The sequence below is a fragment of the Candidatus Acetatifactor stercoripullorum genome (assembly GCF_944382095.1).
Lineage (GTDB): Bacteria > Bacillota > Clostridia > Lachnospirales > Lachnospiraceae > Acetatifactor > Acetatifactor stercoripullorum.
This window is the reverse complement of record NZ_CALWMU010000027.1, coordinates 1-21,707: the sequence shown is the minus strand read 5'-3', so window position 1 is coordinate 21,707 and position 21,707 is coordinate 1. Positions and strand designations below refer to the sequence as shown.

Annotated in this window: 23 protein-coding genes; 2 read left to right on the top strand and 21 right to left on the bottom strand. The window is 48.2% G+C overall.

Going from position 1 to position 21,707, the window contains the following annotated elements; all coding sequences use genetic code 11:
• Positions 1-7: 7 nt before the first annotated feature.
• The 7 genes from SHK35_RS09285 to SHK35_RS09255 form a co-directional block, all read right to left on the bottom strand.
• Entirely contained in the window at positions 8-922 is a 915-nt protein-coding gene (locus SHK35_RS09285; RefSeq protein WP_318702876.1) for a polysaccharide deacetylase family protein, read from the bottom strand.
• Positions 923-1,071: 149 nt separating this feature from the next.
• Positions 1,072-1,230, bottom strand: a complete 159-nt coding sequence (locus SHK35_RS09280; protein WP_318702875.1) for a FeoB-associated Cys-rich membrane protein — start codon at positions 1,228-1,230, stop codon at positions 1,072-1,074.
• Between the two features lie 189 nt (positions 1,231-1,419).
• A complete protein-coding gene (locus tag SHK35_RS09275) occupies positions 1,420-2,286 on the bottom strand; it encodes a hypothetical protein (RefSeq protein ID WP_318709574.1) in 867 nt (288 codons plus the stop codon).
• 260 nt (positions 2,287-2,546) lie between these two features.
• Positions 2,547-2,804: a KTSC domain-containing protein gene (locus tag SHK35_RS09270; protein WP_318709573.1), complete on the bottom strand. Its 258-nt coding sequence runs from the start codon at positions 2,802-2,804 to the stop codon at positions 2,547-2,549.
• A 202-nt stretch (positions 2,805-3,006) separates the two neighbouring features.
• Positions 3,007-3,513 carry a hypothetical protein gene (locus SHK35_RS09265; RefSeq protein WP_318709572.1) on the bottom strand — a complete coding sequence of 169 codons (507 nt, stop codon included), beginning with the start codon at positions 3,511-3,513 and terminating at the stop codon, positions 3,007-3,009.
• A 148-nt stretch (positions 3,514-3,661) separates the two neighbouring features.
• Positions 3,662-4,609, bottom strand: a complete 948-nt coding sequence (locus SHK35_RS09260) for a hypothetical protein (RefSeq protein ID WP_318709571.1) — start codon at positions 4,607-4,609, stop codon at positions 3,662-3,664.
• 36 nt (positions 4,610-4,645) lie between these two features.
• Positions 4,646-5,197 (bottom strand): RNA polymerase sigma factor, encoded by a 552-nt coding sequence (locus tag SHK35_RS09255; RefSeq protein WP_318709570.1) that lies wholly within the window; start codon positions 5,195-5,197, stop codon positions 4,646-4,648.
• A gap of 463 nt (positions 5,198-5,660) precedes the next feature.
• Between SHK35_RS09255 and SHK35_RS09250 the strand changes: the two genes are divergently transcribed.
• Positions 5,661-6,689 (top strand): 3-deoxy-7-phosphoheptulonate synthase, encoded by a 1,029-nt coding sequence (locus SHK35_RS09250; RefSeq protein WP_318709569.1) that lies wholly within the window; start codon positions 5,661-5,663, stop codon positions 6,687-6,689.
• Positions 6,690-6,694: 5 nt separating this feature from the next.
• On the opposite strand, the gene SHK35_RS09245 is transcribed toward SHK35_RS09250, so the two are convergent.
• The 14 genes from SHK35_RS09245 to SHK35_RS09180 all read right to left on the bottom strand — a co-directional run bounded on the left by SHK35_RS09245 (position 6,695) and on the right by SHK35_RS09180 (position 19,972).
• The gene (locus SHK35_RS09245; RefSeq protein ID WP_318709568.1) at positions 6,695-7,297 is read right to left on the bottom strand and encodes a stage II sporulation protein M; all 603 of its coding nucleotides are present in this window, start codon (positions 7,295-7,297) and stop codon (positions 6,695-6,697) included.
• 86 nt (positions 7,298-7,383) lie between these two features.
• Positions 7,384-7,923: an NUDIX hydrolase gene (locus SHK35_RS09240; protein ID WP_318709567.1), complete on the bottom strand. Its 540-nt coding sequence runs from the start codon at positions 7,921-7,923 to the stop codon at positions 7,384-7,386.
• Position 7,924: 1 nt separating this feature from the next.
• Positions 7,925-9,211: an aminotransferase class I/II-fold pyridoxal phosphate-dependent enzyme gene (locus SHK35_RS09235; RefSeq protein ID WP_318709566.1), complete on the bottom strand. Its 1,287-nt coding sequence runs from the start codon at positions 9,209-9,211 to the stop codon at positions 7,925-7,927.
• Positions 9,212-9,269: 58 nt separating this feature from the next.
• On the bottom strand, positions 9,270-10,616 hold the full coding sequence (locus SHK35_RS09230) for a glycoside hydrolase family 28 protein (RefSeq protein WP_318702862.1): 1,347 nt from the start codon (positions 10,614-10,616) through the stop codon (positions 9,270-9,272).
• Between the two features lie 115 nt (positions 10,617-10,731).
• Positions 10,732-12,279: a ribonuclease Y gene (rny, locus tag SHK35_RS09225; RefSeq protein ID WP_318702860.1), complete on the bottom strand. Its 1,548-nt coding sequence runs from the start codon at positions 12,277-12,279 to the stop codon at positions 10,732-10,734.
• A gap of 182 nt (positions 12,280-12,461) precedes the next feature.
• Positions 12,462-13,091, bottom strand: coding sequence for a regulatory protein RecX (locus tag SHK35_RS09220; protein ID WP_318709565.1), 630 nt, complete (start codon positions 13,089-13,091; stop codon positions 12,462-12,464).
• 11 nt (positions 13,092-13,102) lie between these two features.
• Positions 13,103-14,176, bottom strand: a complete 1,074-nt coding sequence (gene recA / locus SHK35_RS09215) for a recombinase RecA (RefSeq protein WP_318702856.1) — start codon at positions 14,174-14,176, stop codon at positions 13,103-13,105.
• A gap of 528 nt (positions 14,177-14,704) precedes the next feature.
• Entirely contained in the window at positions 14,705-15,946 is a 1,242-nt protein-coding gene (locus SHK35_RS09210) for a competence/damage-inducible protein A (RefSeq protein WP_318709563.1), read from the bottom strand.
• Between the two features lie 55 nt (positions 15,947-16,001).
• Entirely contained in the window at positions 16,002-16,556 is a 555-nt protein-coding gene (gene pgsA / locus SHK35_RS09205; protein WP_318709595.1) for a CDP-diacylglycerol--glycerol-3-phosphate 3-phosphatidyltransferase, read from the bottom strand.
• Between the two features lies 1 nt (position 16,557).
• Positions 16,558-17,886: a 30S ribosomal protein S12 methylthiotransferase RimO gene (gene rimO / locus SHK35_RS09200; protein WP_318709561.1), complete on the bottom strand. Its 1,329-nt coding sequence runs from the start codon at positions 17,884-17,886 to the stop codon at positions 16,558-16,560.
• Positions 17,887-17,951: 65 nt separating this feature from the next.
• A complete protein-coding gene (rpoZ, locus tag SHK35_RS09195; protein WP_318702851.1) occupies positions 17,952-18,194 on the bottom strand; it encodes a DNA-directed RNA polymerase subunit omega in 243 nt (80 codons plus the stop codon).
• A complete protein-coding gene (gene gmk, locus SHK35_RS09190) occupies positions 18,194-18,829 on the bottom strand; it encodes a guanylate kinase (RefSeq protein WP_318709559.1) in 636 nt (211 codons plus the stop codon). The genes rpoZ and gmk overlap by 1 nt, the downstream gene beginning before the upstream one ends.
• Positions 18,826-19,086, bottom strand: coding sequence for a DUF370 domain-containing protein (locus SHK35_RS09185; protein WP_318702849.1), 261 nt, complete (start codon positions 19,084-19,086; stop codon positions 18,826-18,828). Before SHK35_RS09185 ends, gmk begins: the two co-directional genes overlap by 4 nt.
• Before the next feature lie 7 nt (positions 19,087-19,093).
• Positions 19,094-19,972 (bottom strand): YicC/YloC family endoribonuclease, encoded by an 879-nt coding sequence (locus tag SHK35_RS09180; RefSeq protein WP_318709558.1) that lies wholly within the window; start codon positions 19,970-19,972, stop codon positions 19,094-19,096.
• Positions 19,973-20,156: 184 nt separating this feature from the next.
• Between SHK35_RS09180 and SHK35_RS09175 the strand changes: the two genes are divergently transcribed.
• Positions 20,157-21,707 (top strand): Rqc2 family fibronectin-binding protein (locus tag SHK35_RS09175; RefSeq protein ID WP_318709556.1); only part of this gene is annotated, 1,551 nt, incomplete at its 3' end.

Genomic DNA, 21,707 nt, shown 5'->3' with positions numbered 1-21,707 from the left:
CCTCCATTCATTCATTGTTTTTTGTTTTTATATGTTGAACCGGCTCTGTTTCCTCTGTAATTGGCAAAATTACAGTATCTTCCAACGCCAGAATGTTCTCAATAATCACAGGCAGTGCCTCCAGGGTCGTGCTCTTATTTACGGAATCGTGCATCAGGATAACCGATGTTTTTCTCTGGTCAATCTCCTTGGTACAATTTTCCACCACCATATCCACCGTCAGCTCTCTGCTTCCTCCGTCTCCGGCAGACACATTCCAGTCAAAAAAGCGTACTCCCTGACTCTCCAGATAATCTGCAAGCTCCTCCATTGGTACATCGCTCACCTTGTTGGAGCTTCCACCCGGAAACCGATACACCGTGCTTTCTATACCTGCAGCCTCATACACATACTCCCGTATCTTCTGAAAATCTTCTGCAAAGTCCTCTTTGGAACGATAAATTTCAGAGTACTCGTGGCTGTAGGAGTGCATCCCCAGCGTGTGGCCCTCCTCAACAATCTTTTTCAGGATTTCCTCTGAGGCATCCCCTTCCTTTCCCACCACGAAAAAGGTTGCCTTCACGTCATACCTGTCCAATATTTCCAAGATTTCTTCCGTATGCTTACTGGGACCGTCGTCAAAAGTCAGATATACCTTATGCGCCGCTTCCTCCTGTCTGGAAACGGCATTCCCCGAAATCTCCACATCCTCCGGTTCCTGAGTTTGTCCTTCCCCATCCTCCTCTTTTGTCTCCCTGAAAGAAAGAAGCTCCTCCAGCTGCTTTTGCTGCTCCTGTGCAGTGCGCTCCAGCGTTTCCAGCTGAGAGGAAAGCATATCAAGCCTTTCATTCAGACTCTGTATCCTGCCAAACAAAATCAGGCACAGGATAAAGAGCATCAAAGTGAATACAGACAACGGCAATAAAATGAGCTTTTTTCTCATTGCCGCGCCTTGAGGATTCTCTTGCGGCATAGTCTCTCCCAATTTGATCTTCTTTTTTATACTTCCGTAACAGTATAGCATATTCCACTTTTTTGGGAAAGACAAAAATACAAAAAGGACATGAAAAATGCCCTTTTTTTCGTTTTCCTTTATCTGTCCTGTGTCTGGCTTCTTTTCTTTTCCGCCCCACATCCGCTGCAGCCTGCACATCCACATCCGCAGCCGCCCTTTCTGATGCGACGGAGCTGGTTTCGTATGATAAAAAACGCTGCAATGGCTATTGCCGCCACAATCACAATATCTGCCATGTGTCTTTCCTTTCTTATTCTTATAAACATAGGCGTTTACGAAACTCGCTGACAAAGTCAAGAACCCGGTCATAATAACCAAAAACGGGTTCCGAAGCAGTGGCTAGTCACCCTTATTTTGGTTATTATGCCCAGTTTCTGATACCAGGGAGCGAGTTTCTCAATTACCTATCTTATAAACAGTCTATGTCAGTTTTCCTGATCGTGTGCATTCTGAAAAAGCATCTGCTTCCTTAAAGCCTCCAGCTCCTTCTCCAGCTCCCGGACCTGACGTTCTGCGGTCTCAGCCCTTTTGCGCTCCCTTTCCGCTTTCGCCCGCTCCCTTTCCGTGTTGGCACGTTCTTCCTCCCTGCCCTCTTCCAAAAGCATCTGCTCTCTCTCAAAGATTTTCATATAATGTACCGCCACCTTCCTGTCCTGTTTTACTCTTTCCACCATTCCATGAAGCGTGCGCAGCTTTTCATTTACCGCGTTTGCTTCCGTGCTGTCCTCCATGTAATGCAAAAGCTGTGCCAGCTCCTCAGGAGGGTCCCCCTTCGTGCCCCTGGTATATAAAAATAAGGTGCGGTCCCCGTCCTCATAATACATATAAGGTTCTTCCTCACAGCTTCTCCTTATCGTATAAAGCATCCGGTTTAAGCCAAAGGGATCAAAGGGCGTAATCACGATCACATACACATTTTTCAAAAGGGCATAATCCTGACCAGACCTGAGGCTGTCCGCATCAATCTGCGCGTGATAAAAGCGCACCCTCCTGGGATACACCATTGCCGCACCGCCCCTCCCATAAAGGCCAGGCTCCACATCATAGATATATCCCTGTCTGCCGCTCTCTTTCGTCTCTTCCAGACACACGTCCAGCCGCGCCCCATGTAAATCCGTGTCGCATCCATAATAAGTTCTCTGTGCTATGATCTCTAATCTTCCAAGGCTTCTTCCAAGTATCATCCCCAGCAATATCCTGCAGAATTGCTCTCCGATTTCCGGATGTGTCACCATGGTATTGAACAAAAAATCATCCAGCAGATTCAGCTCTTTTAATTTTCTTTTTTCCACAGCTTTCCCCTTTCGTACTTTGGCAGATGCAAAGACAAAGGGTTCTGTGAAAGCTCTCTCCCCTTCCGTGCATCCCGCCTTATTTATTATTTTGTCCATGGGATTTGCAACCGAAGCGGTTAAGAACCTTCCCTGATATGTAACTTTATCGTAGCAAATTGCAGGCATCCTGTCAAGCGCGAAAGTGCCGCAAAATCACCTTATTTGATGATTTTGCGACACTCCCAATTCCCCAAAAACAACTCTTGCTTGCCGCTTAATTAATATTTTGGCGTCCATATCCTTCTTTCATCAAAGCGTCCCTTAATATTCCTGTGATAGAACATGTCCGGTCTTGCTTCTCCCTTAAATGTGTACCAGAGCTCCTCCGGTACGCCGGAATACTGCCACACTTCTCCGCCGCGCCAAAATCTTACCTCCAGCACCTCGCATTGAGCGTCATACGCCGCCGTGTCAATGTGTGTGCCGCCAAATTTGAAATGTTTAATGATAAAAGCCCCTTTCCTTACAACTGTCAACCCGGGCCATTACGCCCAACCAATGTATTCATCGCCATCTGCGATCTGTCCACCGTAGAATTCCCCAATTCACGTATGACAATTCCCACCCACTAAGACAATTGCATTTGTTCCTGTTGTATCAAAAACCTGCTATGTAAAAATCCTGAAAATTCCCCTTAAAAATTTTCGGACATCCCATTTCCCTTTTTACTTATTTTACTTAATAATTGTACACAAATTCACCGCTGTCTCCGATTCCTTCCTTATACCCATCCACATTGGCATAATGCACACAAGTAATCTTGTAGGTTTCGCCCTTTTCAGCGCCCTCATACAAAACACTGCAAACTACATTGCTCACGTTGGTAAGTTCTCCGCCGCTGGAGGTGCCCACTGTCTGCCAGCCATACCACACCTTCTTTTGGATTTTGATATCCTTCACTCCAATGACAGAGGAAACACCGAAGCTTTGTGTCTGAATCTGAATCAGCATACCGCTGTCGCTACCATCGACGACAATCGCACAGTTGCCAAAAACCGTCTGCAGGCTAGGGGCGTTTTCATCCATCGGCAAGGAATAGACTGAAGCCTCCAGCACCTGCACCTCCTCATATCCCGTATCCGCCTCTGCGGCCAGAGCCTGTGTACAGGGAGCAGACACCAGAAACATCGCTGCCAACGCCGTACAGAAAAATCTCCGCATTTTCTTTTTGATCCTTCCGTTCATTCTAAGTACTCCTTTTTCTTTTGTAGCTTTGTTATCGAAGGGCTTTCTTCCTCCTTCCCTCATCGTGTCTTCCAATTTTACCCTTCTACTTAATATATGTCCCGAAGAGGCAGTTTATTACAAAAAAGATAAAATTTTTTTAATTTTTCTATTTTCCCGACACAAAAGCATAGTATTCCCTGGCCGCCTCCTCAATAAGTGCCAACTCTCCTTTCCCCCGTACACAATACTGCCCTCTACCAAAGTAAAAATAAACTGTGTATATCTCTTCTCCATGATCCTCCTGAGATAAAACGTCCATCTGTATTTCCCCCTCCTGAATAGTGTAAAGATACTCTGCTTCCAGATAAGGCAACCTACTATAAGAAATCACATTTTCATAATCCATGACACTAATATTTAGAATATGACTGTTTTCCTTTTTTTCAAACTCAGAAGATACATTTACATAAGCGTTTGTTTTTGTTACTTCGACTCTCGCCAAAGAATACCCCTCCAGAACCTCTATGTCCTCCGGCTGGATTTCGTATTGCCTATATGGCTCCGGCACCTCATCCCAGCTTTCGTAGGTTGCTGTCCCCTCAATATTTGTCCCCGTATCCAAACTGTCCGGTGACGTAATCATCGTAACACCCGTCTCGTCCCGCTTCAGCCAATGGAAAAATCCGCCGTTTCTCTCGGCGTTGACGCCCACCGCTCCCCCTGCGGTGAATACTGCCACAAATAAGGCCGCAGCAGAAAGGCCCACAACCAGCCTTCTCTTTGCTCCCATTTTTCTGCCAAGCCCTGGAACAAATTTCCGGCGTCCCTTTTCTTCCGCCTTTTGCAAAGTCTCCTGTTCTCTCAGGGCTGAAATTTCGGCCTCATCCGCCTCCCACTGGTCCCGGTGGGTCTGGAAGCGGGCATAAGCCTCCTTTATGCTCTCTTCAGGTTCCCTGTTTTCCCCCTCTAAAACCTCCAAGAGCTTCACCATGGCCGCCATTTCCTTCGGGTCAATCTCCTCTTCGGAAGCTTCAAAGGTATACCATCGCAGCCGCTCCCTGATTTCATTAATAATTGTTTCCTTACCCTTTTGATTTTTATACTCCCTGTTCATTTCCTACATCCACTTCCTCCATTTCCCTTTTACACGTCAAAACATCATGAAGTCTTTCACCAGCATGCAAAGATTTTCCAGCATACCGCTCATGGCAAAGGACAAAAAGCTCACCGCCAGAATTTCCTTTCTCAGCTTATGGATTACACGGCTGATTCTCACTCTGGCATTGTTTTCCGAAATCCCCTCCAGTCTGGCAATCTCCGGAATGGTGTATCCCCACAGATAATATCTCTTAAACCGCAGACGTTCCTCCTCATTCAGCGTTTTCTCCAAAATCACATCCAGCTCCTTTGTCTCCAGGGCGTAATCCTCCCTGGAGGGTTCCACGCCATCATCCAAAGAAATCGTTTCCAGTCTGTTAAATCTTTTCCTGATGTTGCGGATTTTATAGCATGCGGTGCGTATCAGCCATCCACCCTGGTTGGGATGTTCTCTGATAATGTCAAATTTCCTCCACGCCTCCAAAAATGTGTCTTGTACCACGTCTTCCGAAAAAGAGCTGCTGCCGAGAATTGTCCTCACATATCTTTGCAACGTTTTATAGTGCTCCTCATACATTTTTACAAATTCAGCTTCTTTATCCATTTCCTTATCCGCCTGCTTTGTTCAGCTATCTTTTGTATAATACTAATTTACCATTATTTTCCAAAAATTCTACCATTAATTTAGAAAACGTGGACTGGCTTTTTGCACCCCACAGCATAATACAGCCTCTGTAAATTTCCGGGGCGGCGCATCAGATGCTTTGCGGACTTTTCATCGCAAAAAAAGACAACATCCCTTGGGGGTGGGATGTTGTCCAAAAAAGGGGAGGTTTTGTTAAAAAACCTACGCTTATTGTACACTATGATTTTGAAAAAGGAAATATATTTTTTTATAAAATTTTGTCTTATTTTTCAATTTTTTTATGTAACAATGACAATACACACCTGTATGCCTTGCAGGTTTTTCCGATCTATACTATAATAGTAAGGATTTTACAGAGCGAAAGAAAGGATCTGCCTCCGTCGCCTTTTCGCAACAAGTCGCTCAGAAATGAGGTATTAAAATGAGTTTTGAATTTATCAAGAAGCTGCCCACTCCGGCAGAGATTCGTGAAAAATATCCGCTTCCCCCTTCCCTTGTAAAAGTGAAGGAAGAGCGGGACGCGCAAATTCGCGACGTAATTACGGGCAAGAGCAATAAGTTTCTGGTAATCATAGGTCCTTGTTCCGCAGACAACGAGGATTCCGTATGTGATTATGTAAATCGTCTGGCAAAGGTAAACGAAAAAGTAAAGGACAAGCTGATTTTGATTCCCAGAATCTACACAAACAAGCCGCGCACTACCGGGGAGGGCTATAAAGGAATTGTGCATCAGCCGGATCCTGAGAAAAAGCCCGACTTTTTGGCCGGCCTGATTGCTATGCGGAAAATGCACATCAGAGCCATGGAGGAAACCGGTCTCACCGCTGCGGACGAAATGCTTTACCCCGAAAACTGGCGGTATGTTTCGGATATTTTGTCCTATGTTGCCATCGGCGCCCGCTCCGTGGAGGATCAGCAGCACCGTCTGACGGTCAGCGGCTTCGACGTTGCCTCCGGCATGAAAAATCCCACCAGCGGCGATTTTTCCGTTATGCTCAATTCCGTGTATGCGGCCCAGCATCCCCATTCCTTTATTTACCGGGGCTGGGAGGTAAACACTACAGGAAATGATCTGGCCCACACGGTGCTTCGGGGCGCAACAAACAAGCACGGGCACAATATTCCCAACTACCACTATGAGGATTTAAACCGTCTTTTGGAAATGTATGGCAAGATGGACTTGAAAAATCCTGCCTGTGTGATAGACGTAAACCATTCCAATTCCAACAAGCAGTTTGAGCAGCAAATCCGCATTGCCAAGGAGGTAATGCACAGCCGCAGGCTCAATGCGGATATCCACACGCTGGTAAAGGGTCTTATGATTGAAAGCTATATCGAGGAGGGCTGTCAGAAGGTTGGCGGCGGCGTATACGGCAAATCTATCACCGATCCCTGCCTGGGCTGGGAGGATTCTGAAAGATTGATTTATGATATTGCAGAATATGACTGAAGCGCCTAAAAGATTTTCAGCAATCCTGACATCAGATGGGGATTTACAAAACTTTCCAAAAAGCAGCCCGCCAGTACTGCCACAACAATAAACGCTAAATGCACCAGGCGTTTCGGCACAGTCATATTCCCTTCCATGTAAACTGTATTTCTGAAATAAATGCTTCTGCAGAGGCTTTCACACCAAAAAAGCAGCGCCAGCATGGCAGGCACATACAAAAGATACTGGGGCATCACACCTGTCAGGGCAAACAAAATTCCTTTCATGCCATAGCGTATCACAAGGGCCGACAGGAATGCCCCCGCCGCCATGCCGTACCAGAGCGTCATCCCCAGGCAGACCGCAAGCCCCAGATAAGTAGTGGCTGACACTGCCAGAATCAGCAATGTACCCATCCTCTGTTTTAACACATAATAAAAAAGAGCATTGCTGTTTACGGTCATATATTTCATATGATACAATGCGTATTCGTCCAATAATCCCGTATTTTCAAGCAAAATGCTCTTTCCTATATTCATGATAAAAATTCCCGCCAGAATTCCTGTCAGAAAAACAGGGAGAAGGGGAAGTTTCCCCGACCCTGTATTTCTTCCCGAGATATGCAGCATATTCCGCACCGCCTTGTCTGATAAACCTTCACGCCTTACATGACAGTTTATTCTATGCTGTGTGGAAAGCAAACATGATTCCCTTTTTAGTCTGCGGAATATTTTGCGGCATAGGTCATAATGCCGCAAATGGTTTTGGCATCCTGAATCTTACAGTCAAATATCATCTGCTTCAGCTCTCCTACCGTGTATGCCTCCACATTGATAAATTCATCTTCATCCAGATGCTGCTTCCCCGGCTTTAAATCTCTGGCCACATAAATATCAATTTTCTCATTGCAGAAGGCAACTGTTGTAAAAATGGAGGTTAAAAGCTCCAAGTTTTCACAGGTATATCCCGTTTCCTCCTCCAATTCCCGCTTTGCCGCCACATCGGTGGGCTCCTGTCTGCCGTTTAAGCCCCCGGCTGGAATCTCCAGGGTTTCCCGCTCCAGCGCATTGCGGTACTGGCGGACCATAAGCAGCCTGCCGTCCTCTTTCACAGCCACCACTGCCGCAGCTCCCTTGTGGTCAATTAAATCCCATTTTGCAATATTTCCGTTTGGAATCTGCATGGTATCCTGATAATAGTCGATAATGGCGCCCTTTGCCACCAGCTCTCTCTTGATACGCTTAAAATTTTCCATCCTACTTCTCCTCAAGCAGCTTCTCTACGCTTACCAGCTTCACGCACAGCACAAACAGCTCTGTAGCCATTTCCATTTCCTCTGTGGTCGGGAAGGTGGGCGCTATGCGGATGTTGCTGTCCTTGGGGTCTTTTCCATAGGGATAGGTGGCGCCTGCACCGGTGAGCACCATGCCGGCCTCCTTGCATTTGCTCACAATGGCCTTAGCACATCCCTCCATGGCGTCAAAGGAAATAAAATAGCCGCCGTTTGGCCTGGTCCACTGGCCAATGCCCAGTCCTCCCAGCTCATTGTCCAAAATACGCAGCACGGTTTCAAATTTGGGACGCATAATCTCCGCGTGTTTTCTCATATGAGCTTTCACGGCCTCAAAATTTTTAAAATAACGCACATGGCGCAGCTGGTTGATCTTGTCATAGCCGATGGTCTGAATGGTCATGCTCTTTCTGATGGCGTCCAGATTGGCTTTGGAGGATGCCACTGCCGCAATTCCTGCTCCCGCAAAGGTCACCTTTGAGGTGGAACCGAATATATATACCATATCGGCATTGCCTGCCTTCTCACATTCTGTAAGAATATCCAATATCTCATCCTGTCTGTCGTCGTACAGATGGTGGACCGCATAAGCATTATCCCAGTAAATACGGAAATCCGCCGCTGCAGGCTTTAAGGCTGCAAAGCGCTTTACCGTTTCATCTGAATAAGAATATCCCTGGGGATTGGAATATTTGGGTACGCACCAGATTCCTTTTATGCTCTCATCCTGTGCCACAAGACGCTCCACCATATCCATATCCGGTCCATTCGGGGTCATGGGAACGTTGATCATTTCAATGCCGAAGTATTCCATAATGGAAAAATGTCTGTCATATCCCGGAACAGGGCAGAGAAATTTTACCTGATCCAGCTTGCACCAAGGAGTACTTCCCAGCACGCCGTGAGTCATAGAGCGGGCAACCGTATCAAACATGATCGTCAGGCTGGCGTTGCCGCAGACAATCACATTGTCGGCATTCACTCCCATAATATCGGCCATCAAACGCTTTGACTCCGGTATGCCGTCAAGAACGCCGTAATTGCGCACGTCCACGCCGTCCTCTGTCCTCATATCGCTTTCAGAATTTATCACATCCATAAAGTCCATAGCCATATTCAGCTGGGCTATGGAGGGCTTGCCTCTGGACATATCCAGCTTTAATCCCTTTCCCTTGGCATCCTCATAAGCCGCGGCAAGCTGTGCCTGCAGTGATAACAGTTCTTCCTTACTAAGCTCCTGATACGCTTTCATGTTTTCTCTTCCTCTCATGCCTTATTGGATAATCGTATACAATCATACACTCCGACTATCATACTATAAGCGACGGTATTTCACAAGAGGAAAATTCAATTTTTTTACAATTTATCAGCTCCACTTCCTCCGTCCACATAGGAAATCCTTCTCCGAAACGTCTGATCACACAGTCAAAAGCCCTCATGCCGTTTACATGCCTTCCGTAAAAATAAGGAATGCCGTGGGCATACACTCCATAAAGAGAGGGCTGTTCATCAAAAGGGATTTCCTTCTGTGTGCCCTGTCTGATCATTTCGATCCGCACATGATCCATGCTGATATCCTCCACAGGGCACTCCTCCTCCCCGGCGATAAAAATACAGGATTCGGATTTTAAGTAGATATGGTCAAAGGAAACGCGCCGGATAATGCCGGGGAAATCTTTCTTTTCGTTCCTGTAGGTGGCGCTGATAAAAAAGGGCTCCCCCTTTCCCCACCATCTTCTCTGGGGTGCGTCTGCATATCTTCTCACCGCCCCCGTCAGATGATGCACATGGATATCCTCCACGGTGCCGCCGTCCCGCACCCAGATGCCCACTGCTCTGGAGCAGTCCTTGATGATGCAGTCTCCAAAGGAAATATTACGGATTACCCCGTGCGTCTCTGTTCCCACCTTCAGCGCAGAATCATGGGAATGGAGCACACACCCCGTGATTACCACATTTTCGCAGGCTCCGTATCTTGCTGCCATGGGCTTTGTGGATTTCACCACAATGGCGTCGTCCCCGGATTCAATCATGCAGTTGCTGATTACAACGTCCTGACAGCTGTCCGGGTCGATCCCATCATTATTGGCACCCCGCACTGCATTGAGAATCCGGATATTATGAATACGCACATGACGGCACCCCGCCATATGCAGTGTCCAAAAGGCAGCATCTTTCAGGGTTACATCCCTCACACTGAGATTTTCCACATCCTCAAACAAAATCAGCCTGGGACGAAAATCGGCCACACACATAGGACTTTCCGCATACCCGCCGTCTGCGCCGTCATCGTAGAAAACCTTCTCTCCCTGTCCGTAAATCATACCGTCGCCGGACAAAGAAATGTTTTCTCCATGGATAGCGCCCAAAAAGCAGCCACCCTCCCAGCCGGTGGTCTCATTATCGTCGTCCACCTGGGTCATAAAGTCGTCAATGTCCTCCTTGTTCAGGCTGGAAATCAGCACCGCTCCCATCTCCAGGTGCAGATCCACATTGCTTTTGAGCTGAATGGAACCGCTCATGTACCTTCCTGCCGGAACCGTCACTCTTCCTCCTCCGCTCTCCCAGCACAAATCTACCGCCCTTTGAATGGCCTTTGCGTTATTGGTAACGCCGTCTGCCACAGCCCCATAATCCATAATGTTAAATTCTCGCATATTGACCCTCATTTCTACATTGTAATAAAAAACCGCTGTACCTATAAAATACAGCGGTTTTGATTCCTATGAAATTTTTCAAGTCAAAAACCGTCACGGCAGCGCTGCCCATTGACTATTTTGCATAATCAATAACACGGCTTTCGCGGATTACATTTACCTTAATCTGTCCGGGATACTCCAATTCAGCCTCAATCTGCTTGGAAATATCACGTGCCAAAAGAACCATATCGGCATCTGAAATCTGCTCCGGCACCACCATTACACGAATTTCGCGACCTGCCTGAATAGCAAAAGATTTATCTACGCCTTTGAAATTGTTTGTTATATCTTCTAATTGTTTTAATCTGCTAGTGTAGGTTTCCAATGTTTCCCTTCTAGCTCCCGGTCTTGCAGCGGATATTGTATCAGCAGCTTGTACAATACATGCAATCAGGGAAGTGGGCTCTACATCGCCGTGGTGAGATTCCACCGCATTGATAACGGTAGCATTCTCCTTGTATTTCCGGCAAAGCTCAACACCCAGCTGGATATGAGAGCCTTCCATCTCATGATCCACAGACTTGCCGATATCGTGGAGCAGACCTGCTCTTTTCGCAAGCCTTACATCCAGTCCCATCTCGGCTGCCAGCAGACCCGACAGCTGTGCTACCTCGATAGAATGCTTCAGCGCATTCTGTCCATAGCTGGTTCTGAATTTCATCTTACCCAGTAATTTTACGAGCTCAGGGTGAATACCGTGTACACCGACCTCCAAGGTCGCTGCTTCACCCTCTTCCTTTATCATTACCTCTACTTCCTTTTGTGCCTTTTCCACCATCTCTTCGATTCTGGCGGGATGGATACGTCCATCGACAATCAGTTTTTCGAGGGCAATTCTTGCAACCTCGCGACGAATCGGGTCAAAGCCCGACAGTATAACCGCCTCGGGTGTGTCGTCGATAATCAAATCCACACCTGTCATGGTCTCCAGGGTACGGATATTACGTCCTTCACGGCCAATAATCCTTCCCTTCATTTCATCGTTTGGAAGCTGTACAACGGAGATTGTGGTCTCAGAGACATGATCTGCTGCGCATCTCTGAATTGCTGACACAACATACTCCTTTGCTTTTTTGTCTGCTTCTTCCTTGGCGCGACTCTCCATTTCCTTGATCATCACAGCCGTTTCATGTTTTACTTCATCTTCAACAATTTTCAATAAGTAGTCTTTTGCCTGTTCAGAGGTTAAACCTGAAATTCGTTCCAGTTCCTGTACTCTTTGCTCATTCAGTTTGGAAACTTCATCCTTCAGCTTATTTAAGGATTCTTCTTTTGCCGCCAAACTTGCTTCACGCTTTTCAATAGCATCAGCCTTTTTATCGATGTTCTCTTCCTTCTGCTGTACTCTGCGCTCATAGCGCTGAGCCTCTGCTCTTCGTTCCTTGATTTCCTTGTCAAGCTCATTCTTGGTGCGAATGGACTCTTCCTTTACCTCAAGCAGCGATTCGCGTTTCTTTGTCTCTGCAGTCTTAAGCGCTTCATCAATAATTTCCCTTGCCTTGTCCTCTGCATTGCCAATGGTTGCAGCCGTGACTTTTTTCTGATAAGCCGCTGTTACAACAGCGGTAATAGCAGCTGTTACAAGGATGCTGACCAATGCTGTGATCACATAACTAAGCATCTACAGGAGCACCTCCTTATTTAATTTTCATTGTACACTGTGGCTGCAGAAGGTTCCTCCGCAGCATATCATAGAATGTATGTACATGCTCCCAAAGGAGCGCTGAAAACATTCTAACAAGCAATTTACAACAGTTAAATTTTAAACTGAAACAGTTGTTATGTCAAGTATTTGTAAATTATTTATTCCATATCCAGCTCCGGGAAGGAGCGCATAACCTTGCTTATCTGCTCTCCGGAAAAGCCCTTCCGCCCCAAAAAGGCATAAATCCGCTGTTTTTCCCTATAGTCAGCCGTTTCGGGGTCGTACCGCTTCTTTTCCAGCAGACGCCGGATCATAGCCTGCTCATCCTGCTCTCCCCCCTTGCTTTCCCACTCCTTCCATGCCTTTTCCATGGTGGCTCTGTCAATGCCCCTGCCTGCCAGATCCTGCTCGATTCTTCTGCGGCTTCTGTCCTTTTCATGACAGATGATAAAGTCCACTGCGTACCGCACGTCATCCGTATACCGGAAGGAAGCCACATATTCCATAGCCTGGTCAATCACCTGCTCCGGATAAAATCCCTCCCTTAGCTTTTCACGCAGCCTGGCAGTGGTATACTCCCTGTTTTTCAGCAGATTCATGGCACGCAGCTTTGCCCGCCTGGGCAGCACCTCCTCCATGATTCTCTGATAATCCTCTCCGGCCAGTGCTTCTCCCTGGCGCACCCCGTAAAGGCGGAGCTCTCCTTTGTATAAAACAAAGGAGAGCTCCTGATCAATATAAACCTTACTGCGGTTCTTTGATATCTCCACAATCTGTGTCACTGTCATCTCTGCCGACCTTATTCCGCCGCCCTGCTCCTTGCGGGCTTAGCTTCCTTTTTCTCCTGTGCAGCCGCCTCTTCGCTGTGGTCTCCTGCGCCGTCCAGTCCAAAATGAGCCCGTACCTTCTTTGCAATCTCCTGACACACTTCGGGATTATCCTTCAGATACTGCTTTGCATTTTCACGGCCCTGGCCTATCTTACTGCCATTATAGGCATACCATGCTCCCGATTTGTTCACTACATCAATGCTTGCAGCCAAATCCAGAATATCTCCCGTCATGGAAATACCCTCTCCAAACATAATGTCAAACTCTGCTTCCTTGAAGGGAGGCGCAATTTTATTTTTTACAACCTTTACACGGGTTCTGTTGCCGATCACTTCTCCGCCCTGCTTTAACGCTTCGATTCTTCTTACGTCAAGGCGCACAGAAGAATAAAATTTCAGGGCGCGTCCGCCGGTAGTGGTCTCCGGGTTTCCAAACATAACGCCCACCTTTTCACGCAGCTGATTGATAAACACAACGCAGCAGTTGGACTTGCTGATCACCGCTGTGAGCTTGCGCAGGGCCTGGGACATCAGGCGGGCCTGCAGGCCCACATGGGAATCCCCCATGTCCCCGTCAATCTCGGCTTTCGGCACCAGCGCCGCCACAGAGTCCACCACCACAATATCAATGGCCCCGGAACGCACCATAGTCTCCGTAATCTCAAGCGCCTGCTCTCCGTTGTCCGGCTGGGAAATATACAGATTGTCAATATCCACCCCGATATTTTTGGCATAGACGGGGTCCAGCGCGTGCTCCGCATCTATAAATCCTGCAATGCCGCCTCTTTTTTGCACCTCCGCTATCATGTGCAGCGTTACCGTGGTTTTTCCGCTGGACTCAGGTCCATATATCTCAATGATTCTTCCCCTGGGAATCCCGCCCAGTCCAAGGGCAATATCAAGGCTCAAAGAACCGGTAGGAATCGTTTCTACATTCATCTGTGCGGAAGGGTCTCCCAGCTTCATAACCGCACCCTTTCCGTACTGCTTTTCAATCTGGCTCAACGCCGCGTCAAGGGCTTTGAGTTTTTCATCTTTTTCCATGAAGGTCTCCTTTTCATCCAGGAACAAATGTTCTGTTTTTATTAGAATAAAACATTTGTTCGTATTTGTCAACTCTTTTTTCTTCTTTTATATTACAGTACAATATGTACCATAAAACTCCCTCAAAGGCATCCCCCCTTAAATTTTTTTCCTGCTTCACTGAAATTCTTGGCGAAATGCCCGAACGTTAAGAAATATCAGATACTAAAAATGTATCACAAAACTGTCTTAAGGACAAGTGTTTGTGATACATTCTTAAAAATACGGGGCAGAATATCTCTACCAAGCCCCAGGCAGTCAGATTGGCTGCGGCTTCGAAGCCAAGTTGCACTAAGAGGTGGCAAATTTGCTGATTTCGTTTCAAAAAATCCGAACTCGCTGCGCTCAAACATGCGGATTTTTTCTCACATCGCAAATTTGCCACTTCTAAGAGCAACTAAGGCTTCTGCAGATGACAGCCAATTCTGACTGCCTGGGGCTTGGATATAAAACATTCTGCCCCGGCATTTCAAAAATCACCGTATCGGCTCAGCCATAGCGGCGGATACAGTCCCGTATCAGCGTCAACGCGCTGGCCACGGCGGCTTCTCTGACCTTCTGCCTGTTTCCGGTGAACACATACCGCTTTACAATGACTTTTCCCCTGACGCTGCAGGCGATATATACAAGCCCCACAGGCTTCTTGCTTGTGCCTCCCTCCGGGCCTGCAATCCCCGTGAGAGCCGCCGCAACGTCGGCTTTGCCCGAGCGGGCTGCGCCCAAAGCCATTTGGGCCGCAGTCTCGGCGCTCACGGCTCCATGTTCTTTTAACGTACTTTTCTTCACCTTTAAAAATTCATGCTTGGCTTCATTGGAATAGGTGACAAATCCGGTTCTGTAGACATCAGATACGCCCGGCACATTTACCAGCCTTGCGGAAAGCATGCCTCCGGTGCAGGACTCTGCGCAGGTTACCGTAAGCCCCTTTTTCTTAAGCAGCTCCACCACTGCCTGCTCCAGTGTGCACCCGGCCTTTGTGCTGTAAACTGCATGGCCGAAACGCCTCTTCAGCTCCTTTACCACTGGCTTTATCAGCGCCTGGGCTTCCTTTTTTCCAGATGCCCTTGCCGTTACCCGGATATGCACCTCTCCGGTCTTGGCATAGGTGGCGATGGTGGGATTGGTCTGGGTATCGATCAGGTCCTTCACCATGATTTCCGCCTGACTTTCAGGAATTCCACAGATTTTCACCGTTTTGGAGCAGATCACCTCAGGGCTTAGCCTGCGCAGGTAGGGAACTGCCTGCTCCTCAAACATGGGAATCATCTCTCCCGGAGGGCCTGGCAGCAAAATCACACGGCAGCCCTCCGCCTCCAGAATCAGTCCGGGCGCAGTACCGTTTTTGTTTTCCAAAACCAGGGCTCCCTCAGGAACCATGGCCTGCTTCCAGTTGTTTTGGGCCGCTTTTCTTCCGCGCTTTTGAAAGTAAGCCTCTATCGTCTCCTTTACCTGCTCAGAGAGCTTTAACTCTTTTCCCAATACCCGGGCCGCCGTCTCTTTTGTCAGATCGTCCTCGGTGGGTCCAAGCCCTCCGCATACAATTACAATATCGGAGCGTTTCACTGCCTGGGACAGGGTTTCTCCCAATCTCTCCTCATTGTCTCCCACCACAGTCTGAAAATAGCTGGAAAGCCCAAGCTCCGCACATTTTTCCGCAAGATAGGCCCCATTGGTGTTTACAATATTTCCCAAAAGCAGCTCTGTGCCCACACAGACCAATTCCACCGTCATGTCACATCTCCCTTTCCGCTTTTTACAGCTTCCGCCTGCTTCTATTTTCTGCCCTCTATTTTGTATCCTTCATCACATCTTTATTCTTAATCAGGTAATCGATCAAGGAAATCACCGTAAGAGCCAGGGCAATCCACATAACGATCTGTGTAAGCAGCGAAAGTGCCGGAAGATTGGCAATCATCAGACACACCATGAGCATCTGGAAGGTGGTTTTGAATTTCCCCCAGTAGCTGGCGGCAATCACCACATGGTTATCGGAAGCAATGAGCCGAAAGCCGCTGATAATGAATTCTCTGCTGATAATAACGATTACCACCCAGGCAGGGATTCTCCCCATCTCCACCAAGGCAATCAAAGCCGCGCACACAAGCAGCTTATCCGCCAGGGGGTCCATAAATTTCCCGAAATTGGTCACAAGATTATATTTCCTGGCAATCTTTCCGTCAATCAAGTCCGTCAGGCTTGCAATGATAAAGACGGCCAGGGAGATCAAGTCCGTTGTAAAGGTGCTTTCACCGAACCATCCCGCATGTCCTCCCAGCAAAAGAACCACAAAGGGAACGATCAGTATCATTCTGAAAATAGTCAGCTTGTTTGGTAAATTCATTTTACGCATGATATATTTCTCCAATCAAATCATATTCGTTGGACCCTGTCACCTGTACCTTGACAAAATCTCCGGTCATCAGACTGGCGGAGGTGTTTACAAACAGATATCCATCCACGCCCGGGGCGTCCTTGTAGGTTCTGCCCACATATACGTCCTCGTCCGCCACCTTTCCCTCGATCATCACAGTCAGTATCCGTCCCACCATGGCCTCGGCCTTCTCAAAGGCAATCTCCTGCTGAAGCTCCATCAATTCATCTCTTCTTGCTTCCTTCACGGACTCCTCGACCTGATCGGGCATCACCGCCGCAGGCGTATCCTCCTCCTGGGAATAGGCAAAGACTCCCAGTCTGTCAAATTCCATCTCGTTCACAAACCGGTACAGCTCCTCAAAATCCTCCTGGGTTTCCCCGGGGAAGCCGCTAATCAGCGTGGTTCTCAGACAAATATCAGGAATTTTTTCCCGGAGCTTTTTGATCTGCCCTTCCAGCTCTTTTTTATTTGTTTTTCTTCCCATCCGCCGCAGAATGGAATCCGAGGCGTGCTGGATGGGAATGTCCAGATAATGGCAGACCTTGGGCTGGGTGGCAATGACCTGCACCAGCTCATCCGTAATCTCCTCCGGATAGCAGTAAAGCAGCCTGATCCAGGAAATGCCGTCGATTTCTGCCAGACGCTCCAGCAGTGTGGGCAGTGTCTTTTTTCCATATAAATCTACACCGTACAGGGTGGTTTCCTGGGCTACTAAAATTAATTCCTTTACGCCCTCCTCGGCAAGCTGCTCTGCCTCCTTAAGCAGGCTCTCCATGGGAATGCTGCGGTAGCTTCCCCGCACCTTTGGAATAATGCAGTAAGTGCAGTGCTTGTCACAGCCCTCTGCAATTTTCAAATAAGCGAAATGCCCGCCGGTAGTCACCACACGCTTTCCGCCCGCCACCGGCCTTGCATTAATATCCTCATAGTAATTGCGGGCTTTTCCCCCAAGGGCTTTCTCCACCGCATCTGCGATATCGGCAATAGCCATGGTGCCTATCACGGCGTCCACCTGGGGAATTTCCTTCTGGATTTCCTCCCGGTAGCGCTGTGCCAGGCATCCGGCGGCAATCAGCACCTGAATGCGCCCTTCCTCCTTCAGCTGGCTCATCTGAAGCAGTGTATTTATGCTTTCCTCTTTGGCGTCGCCAATGAAACAGCAGGTATTCACCACTACGATATCCGCCTGGTTTTCATCGTCCGTGAAGGTAAAGCCCTTCTCTGCCAGCATCCCCAGCATCCTCTCCGAATCCACCAGGTTTTTGTCGCAGCCCAATGACACAAACAATATTTTCATAAAACTTTTCTCCATAGACAGCAGAAAGGGCCGCCGCTCATACTTCCCCCGACAGCCCTAAAAAGCTACTCTTGTGTTTCTTCGTCGCCTAAAATTTTGATTTTTCCCTGATTGAGCTCCTCCACCGCTATGGAAAGGGGCTTCTTATCCTTGCCGTCCACCAGGGGCTCCTCTCCGGCAATAATCTGTCTTGCCCTCTTTGAGGTAGCCATCACTATGGAATAACGGCTGTTTACCACGGGCGCCTCTCCGGGCTCCACGTCGCTGTTTACTACCTTCATTAAATCGGAATAAGATGGATGTAACATTATTCTGCTCCTTTCGCGAACCCTTTCAGTTCGTCTCTGATTTCTTTTATAAATCCCCGTCTGCGGACAGGCGCCCTGCGGGCCGCATCCACCAGACAGTTTAACTCCTCCACACATTTTTCCAGATCGTCGTTTACCACGATATAGTCATAGGACTCCATGCCCTCCGACTCCTCGCTGGCCCTTGCCAGCCTTTTTTGAATGACCTCCTGGCTTTCCGTGCCTCTCCCCACCAGACGCCGCTCCAATTCCTTTGCGTTTGGCGGCGTCACAAAGACCAGAAGGCTCTCCGGAAACTGCTCCTTTATCTTTAGGGCTCCCTGAATCTCAATCTCCAGGATTACATCCTTTCCAGCCCTCAGCTGTTCCTCTACATAGGCTCTGGGCGTTCCGTAATAATTGCCGCAGTACATGGCATATTCTATCAGACCTGAACGTTCAATTTCTGCCTCAAAATGCTCCTTGTCTGTAAAAAAGTATTCCACACCCTCCCGCTCTCCATCTCTGGGCGGTCTTGTGGTCATGGAAACAGAAAGGGCATAATTGTCATAAGTCTGCAGAAGCCTTTTTACAATGGTGCCTTTGCCCGCCCCTGAAAATCCTGAAATTACAATTAAAATCCCTTTTTCCGTCATGTTTCTTCCCCTTCGTCCTCTCCAGACTGGGCCCGGCCCGCAATGGTTTCCGGCAAAAGCGCCGAAAGCACAAGCTGTCCGCCCTCCATAATCAGTACGGATTTTGTCTTTCGTCCCTGGGTGGCGTCCACAGCCGTTCCAAGCTCCCTAGCCTTCTGCACCAGACGCTTAATGGGCGCAGAATCAGGACTTACAATGGCAATGATTTTTTCCGTATTTACAATATTTCCAAAGCCGATATGAATTAGCCTGTTCATAGCCCCTCTATTCTATATTCTGAATCTGTTCCCGGATTTTTTCAATCTCTGTCTTAAGCTCAATGGCGCAGTTTGAAATCTCCAGATCGTTGGCCTTTGAGAGTATGGTATTGGCCTCTCTATTCATCTCCTGTGCAATAAAATCCAGCTTCCGGCCAATGCTTCCGCCCTCCAGCAGAGTGTTTCTGGTAGTCTCAATGTGGCTGCGCAGGCGCACTACCTCCTCGTCCACACACACCTTGTCCGCAAAAATAGTCACCTCCGTGAGCAGTCTGTCCTCGTCCACAGACACGTCCTCCAGAAGCTCCCTTACCTTTTCCTCCAGCTTTTCCCGGTACTGTCTTATGATCTGCGGAGAACGCCTGGAAACAAAATCCACCAGCTTTTGCATAGCGTCCAGCTTTTTAAGCAAATCCTGACGCAGGCGCTCGCCTTCCTCCACACGGGCGTTTACAAACATCTGGGCAGCGCCGTCAATGGCCCTTTGCAGTTCCTTCCAAAGCTCCTCCTCGTCCTCGGTCTGCTCCTCCATGGTAAAAACCTCGGGATATTTTGACAAAATGGATACTCTGATGTCGTCGTCCAGCCCGAAGTCCTGCGCCATCTGCCGCAGATACCTTAAATATTCCTCAGCCACCTCCCTGTGATAGCAAACGGTTGCGCTGCTCCCCGAAAAGTCCTCATAGCTGATGAACAAATCTACCTTTCCTCTGGAAATATATTTTTTCAGCTCGCTGCGAATAGCGGCTTCAAAAAAATTAAGCTTCTTCGGCATCTTGATGGTTACGTCCAGATAACGGTGATTTACGGATTTCATTTCCACCGTAAACTTTCTGTCCCTGCCTGCAGTCTCAAACCTGCCAAAGCCGGTCATGCTTTTTATCATAAGCGCTCCAATCCGGGCAGCGGCATTGTACTGCCGCACACTTCACTTTATTGTAAATTAAGTTACTCTGAGTGTCAAGGGTAAGGGGCTTTCTTTTCCGTGTATTTTCTGCTATACTATAGAATGTTTTCCAGGCCCCAAGAGCCTTTGGGAATTCCATATCATATAAGGAAGGAAATCTTTCATGGCATTTGACGGAATCACTATTGCAAACGTAGTTTCTGAAATGAAACGGGAGCTTTTGGGTGGACGGCTGTATAAAATTGCCCAGCCGGAGGCCGACGAGCTTCTCCTTACCATAAAAACAGGAAACGGGCAGAAACGGCTTTTCATTTCTGCCGACGCTTCCCTGCCCTTGATTTATCTGACCCAGAGCAACAAGCAAAGTCCCATGACCGCCCCTAATTTCTGCATGCTTCTGCGCAAGCATCTGCAGAATGGACGCATTACCCACATCTCCCAGCCTGGACTGGAGCGCATTGTGCAGATTTCGGTGGAGCACTTGGACGAGCTTGGAGACCTGCGGAAAAAGACCCTTATCGTGGAGATTATGGGCAAGCACAGCAATATCATTTTCTGCGATGAGGACGGCAGGATCATTGACAGCATCAAGCATATTTCCGCCGCTGTCAGCAGTGTGCGGGAGGTGCTTCCCGGAAAGCCCTATTTTGTGGCCCACACCCAGGATAAGCTGGACGCCCTTTCCACAGATTATGACACCTTTTGGAAGGCTGTTTCTGCAAAGCCCCAGCCTGTGTTCAAGGCCCTTTACGGCAGCTTTACCGGAATCTCCCCCATTCTCGCCCAGGAGCTTTGCTATGAGGCTGATATTGACGGCGAGCTTCCCACCGCCGCCTTGGACGAGGCCGCATACCATCGGCTTTTTGAACGCTTTGAAAACATGGTGCGCGTTGTCCGGGAGGAGGACTTTGGGCCCAATATCGCTTACACCGGCTCTCAGCCGGTAGAGTTTGGCGCCCTGCCCCTTTCCATGTACACCCATGGGCCTGACAAAACTGTGGCGTATCCTTCCATGTCGGCTCTGCTGGAAAGCTATTACGCGAAAAAAAACACGCTGACACGCATCCGTCAGAAATCCGCAGACCTCCGCCGTATTGTGCAGACTGCGCTGGAACGCAATATAAAAAAATACGACCTGCAGCTGAAGCAGATGCAGGATACCCAAAAGAGAGATACCTACCGCATCTGGGGCGAGCTTTTAAATACCTACGGCTATGACGCAAAACCGGGGGCGAAATCTTTGGAGGCCGTCAATTACTATACCAACGAAAAAGTTACCATCCCCCTGGACCCCAATCTCACCGCCACGGAAAATGCAAAAAAGTATTTTGAAAAATATGGAAAGCTCAAGCGAACCTATGAGGCTTTGTCGGAGCTGACAAGGGAGGTCAAATCCCAGATCGACCATCTGGAATCCATCAGCACGGCTCTCGACATCGCCCTTTCCGAGGCTGATCTGGCCCAGATCAGAGAGGAGCTGGCCCAAAGCGGCTATATCCGCAAAAAAGGAAACGCCAAAAAGGCAAAGCTCACAAGCAGGCCCTTACACTACATCAGCAGCGACGGCTTTCATATTTATGTGGGGAAAAATAATCTTCAGAACGATCAGCTTACCTTTCAGTTTGCCTCTGGAAACGACTGGTGGTTTCACGCAAAGGGAATTCCCGGCTCCCATGTGATCGTAAAGACCGAGGGCGAAAAAGAGCTTCCTGAC

Coding starts and splice junctions, on each gene's coding strand:
- recA (WP_318702856.1), bottom strand. CDS start 14,176: ATGGAAAAAGATGAAAAACTCAAAGCCCTTGACGCGGCGTTGAGCCAG.
- rimO (WP_318709561.1), bottom strand. CDS start 17,886: ATGAAAATATTGTTTGTGTCATTGGGCTGCGACAAAAACCTGGTGGAT.
- SHK35_RS09255 (WP_318709570.1), bottom strand. CDS start 5,197: ATGGATAAAGAAGCTGAATTTGTAAAAATGTATGAGGAGCACTATAAA.
- SHK35_RS09235 (WP_318709566.1), bottom strand. CDS start 9,211: ATGAAAGCGTATCAGGAGCTTAGTAAGGAAGAACTGTTATCACTGCAG.
- SHK35_RS09180 (WP_318709558.1), bottom strand. CDS start 19,972: ATGATAAAAAGCATGACCGGCTTTGGCAGGTTTGAGACTGCAGGCAGG.
- SHK35_RS09280 (WP_318702875.1), bottom strand. CDS start 1,230: ATGGCAGATATTGTGATTGTGGCGGCAATAGCCATTGCAGCGTTTTTT.
- SHK35_RS09265 (WP_318709572.1), bottom strand. CDS start 3,513: ATGAACGGAAGGATCAAAAAGAAAATGCGGAGATTTTTCTGTACGGCG.
- rpoZ (WP_318702851.1), bottom strand. CDS start 18,194: ATGTTACATCCATCTTATTCCGATTTAATGAAGGTAGTAAACAGCGAC.
- SHK35_RS09230 (WP_318702862.1), bottom strand. CDS start 10,616: ATGCGAGAATTTAACATTATGGATTATGGGGCTGTGGCAGACGGCGTT.
- SHK35_RS09245 (WP_318709568.1), bottom strand. CDS start 7,297: ATGCTGCATATCTCGGGAAGAAATACAGGGTCGGGGAAACTTCCCCTT.
- rny (WP_318702860.1), bottom strand. CDS start 12,279: ATGCTTAGTTATGTGATCACAGCATTGGTCAGCATCCTTGTAACAGCT.
- SHK35_RS09220 (WP_318709565.1), bottom strand. CDS start 13,091: ATGACAGTGACACAGATTGTGGAGATATCAAAGAACCGCAGTAAGGTT.
- SHK35_RS09260 (WP_318709571.1), bottom strand. CDS start 4,609: ATGAACAGGGAGTATAAAAATCAAAAGGGTAAGGAAACAATTATTAAT.
- gmk (WP_318709559.1), bottom strand. CDS start 18,829: ATGACGGAAAAAGGGATTTTAATTGTAATTTCAGGATTTTCAGGGGCG.
- SHK35_RS09185 (WP_318702849.1), bottom strand. CDS start 19,086: ATGAACAGGCTAATTCATATCGGCTTTGGAAATATTGTAAATACGGAA.
- pgsA (WP_318709595.1), bottom strand. CDS start 16,556: ATGAATTTACCAAACAAGCTGACTATTTTCAGAATGATACTGATCGTT.
- SHK35_RS09210 (WP_318709563.1), bottom strand. CDS start 15,946: ATGACGGTGGAATTGGTCTGTGTGGGCACAGAGCTGCTTTTGGGAAAT.
- SHK35_RS09285 (WP_318702876.1), bottom strand. CDS start 922: ATGAGAAAAAAGCTCATTTTATTGCCGTTGTCTGTATTCACTTTGATG.
- SHK35_RS09240 (WP_318709567.1), bottom strand. CDS start 7,923: ATGGAAAATTTTAAGCGTATCAAGAGAGAGCTGGTGGCAAAGGGCGCC.
- SHK35_RS09250 (WP_318709569.1), top strand. CDS start 5,661: ATGAGTTTTGAATTTATCAAGAAGCTGCCCACTCCGGCAGAGATTCGT.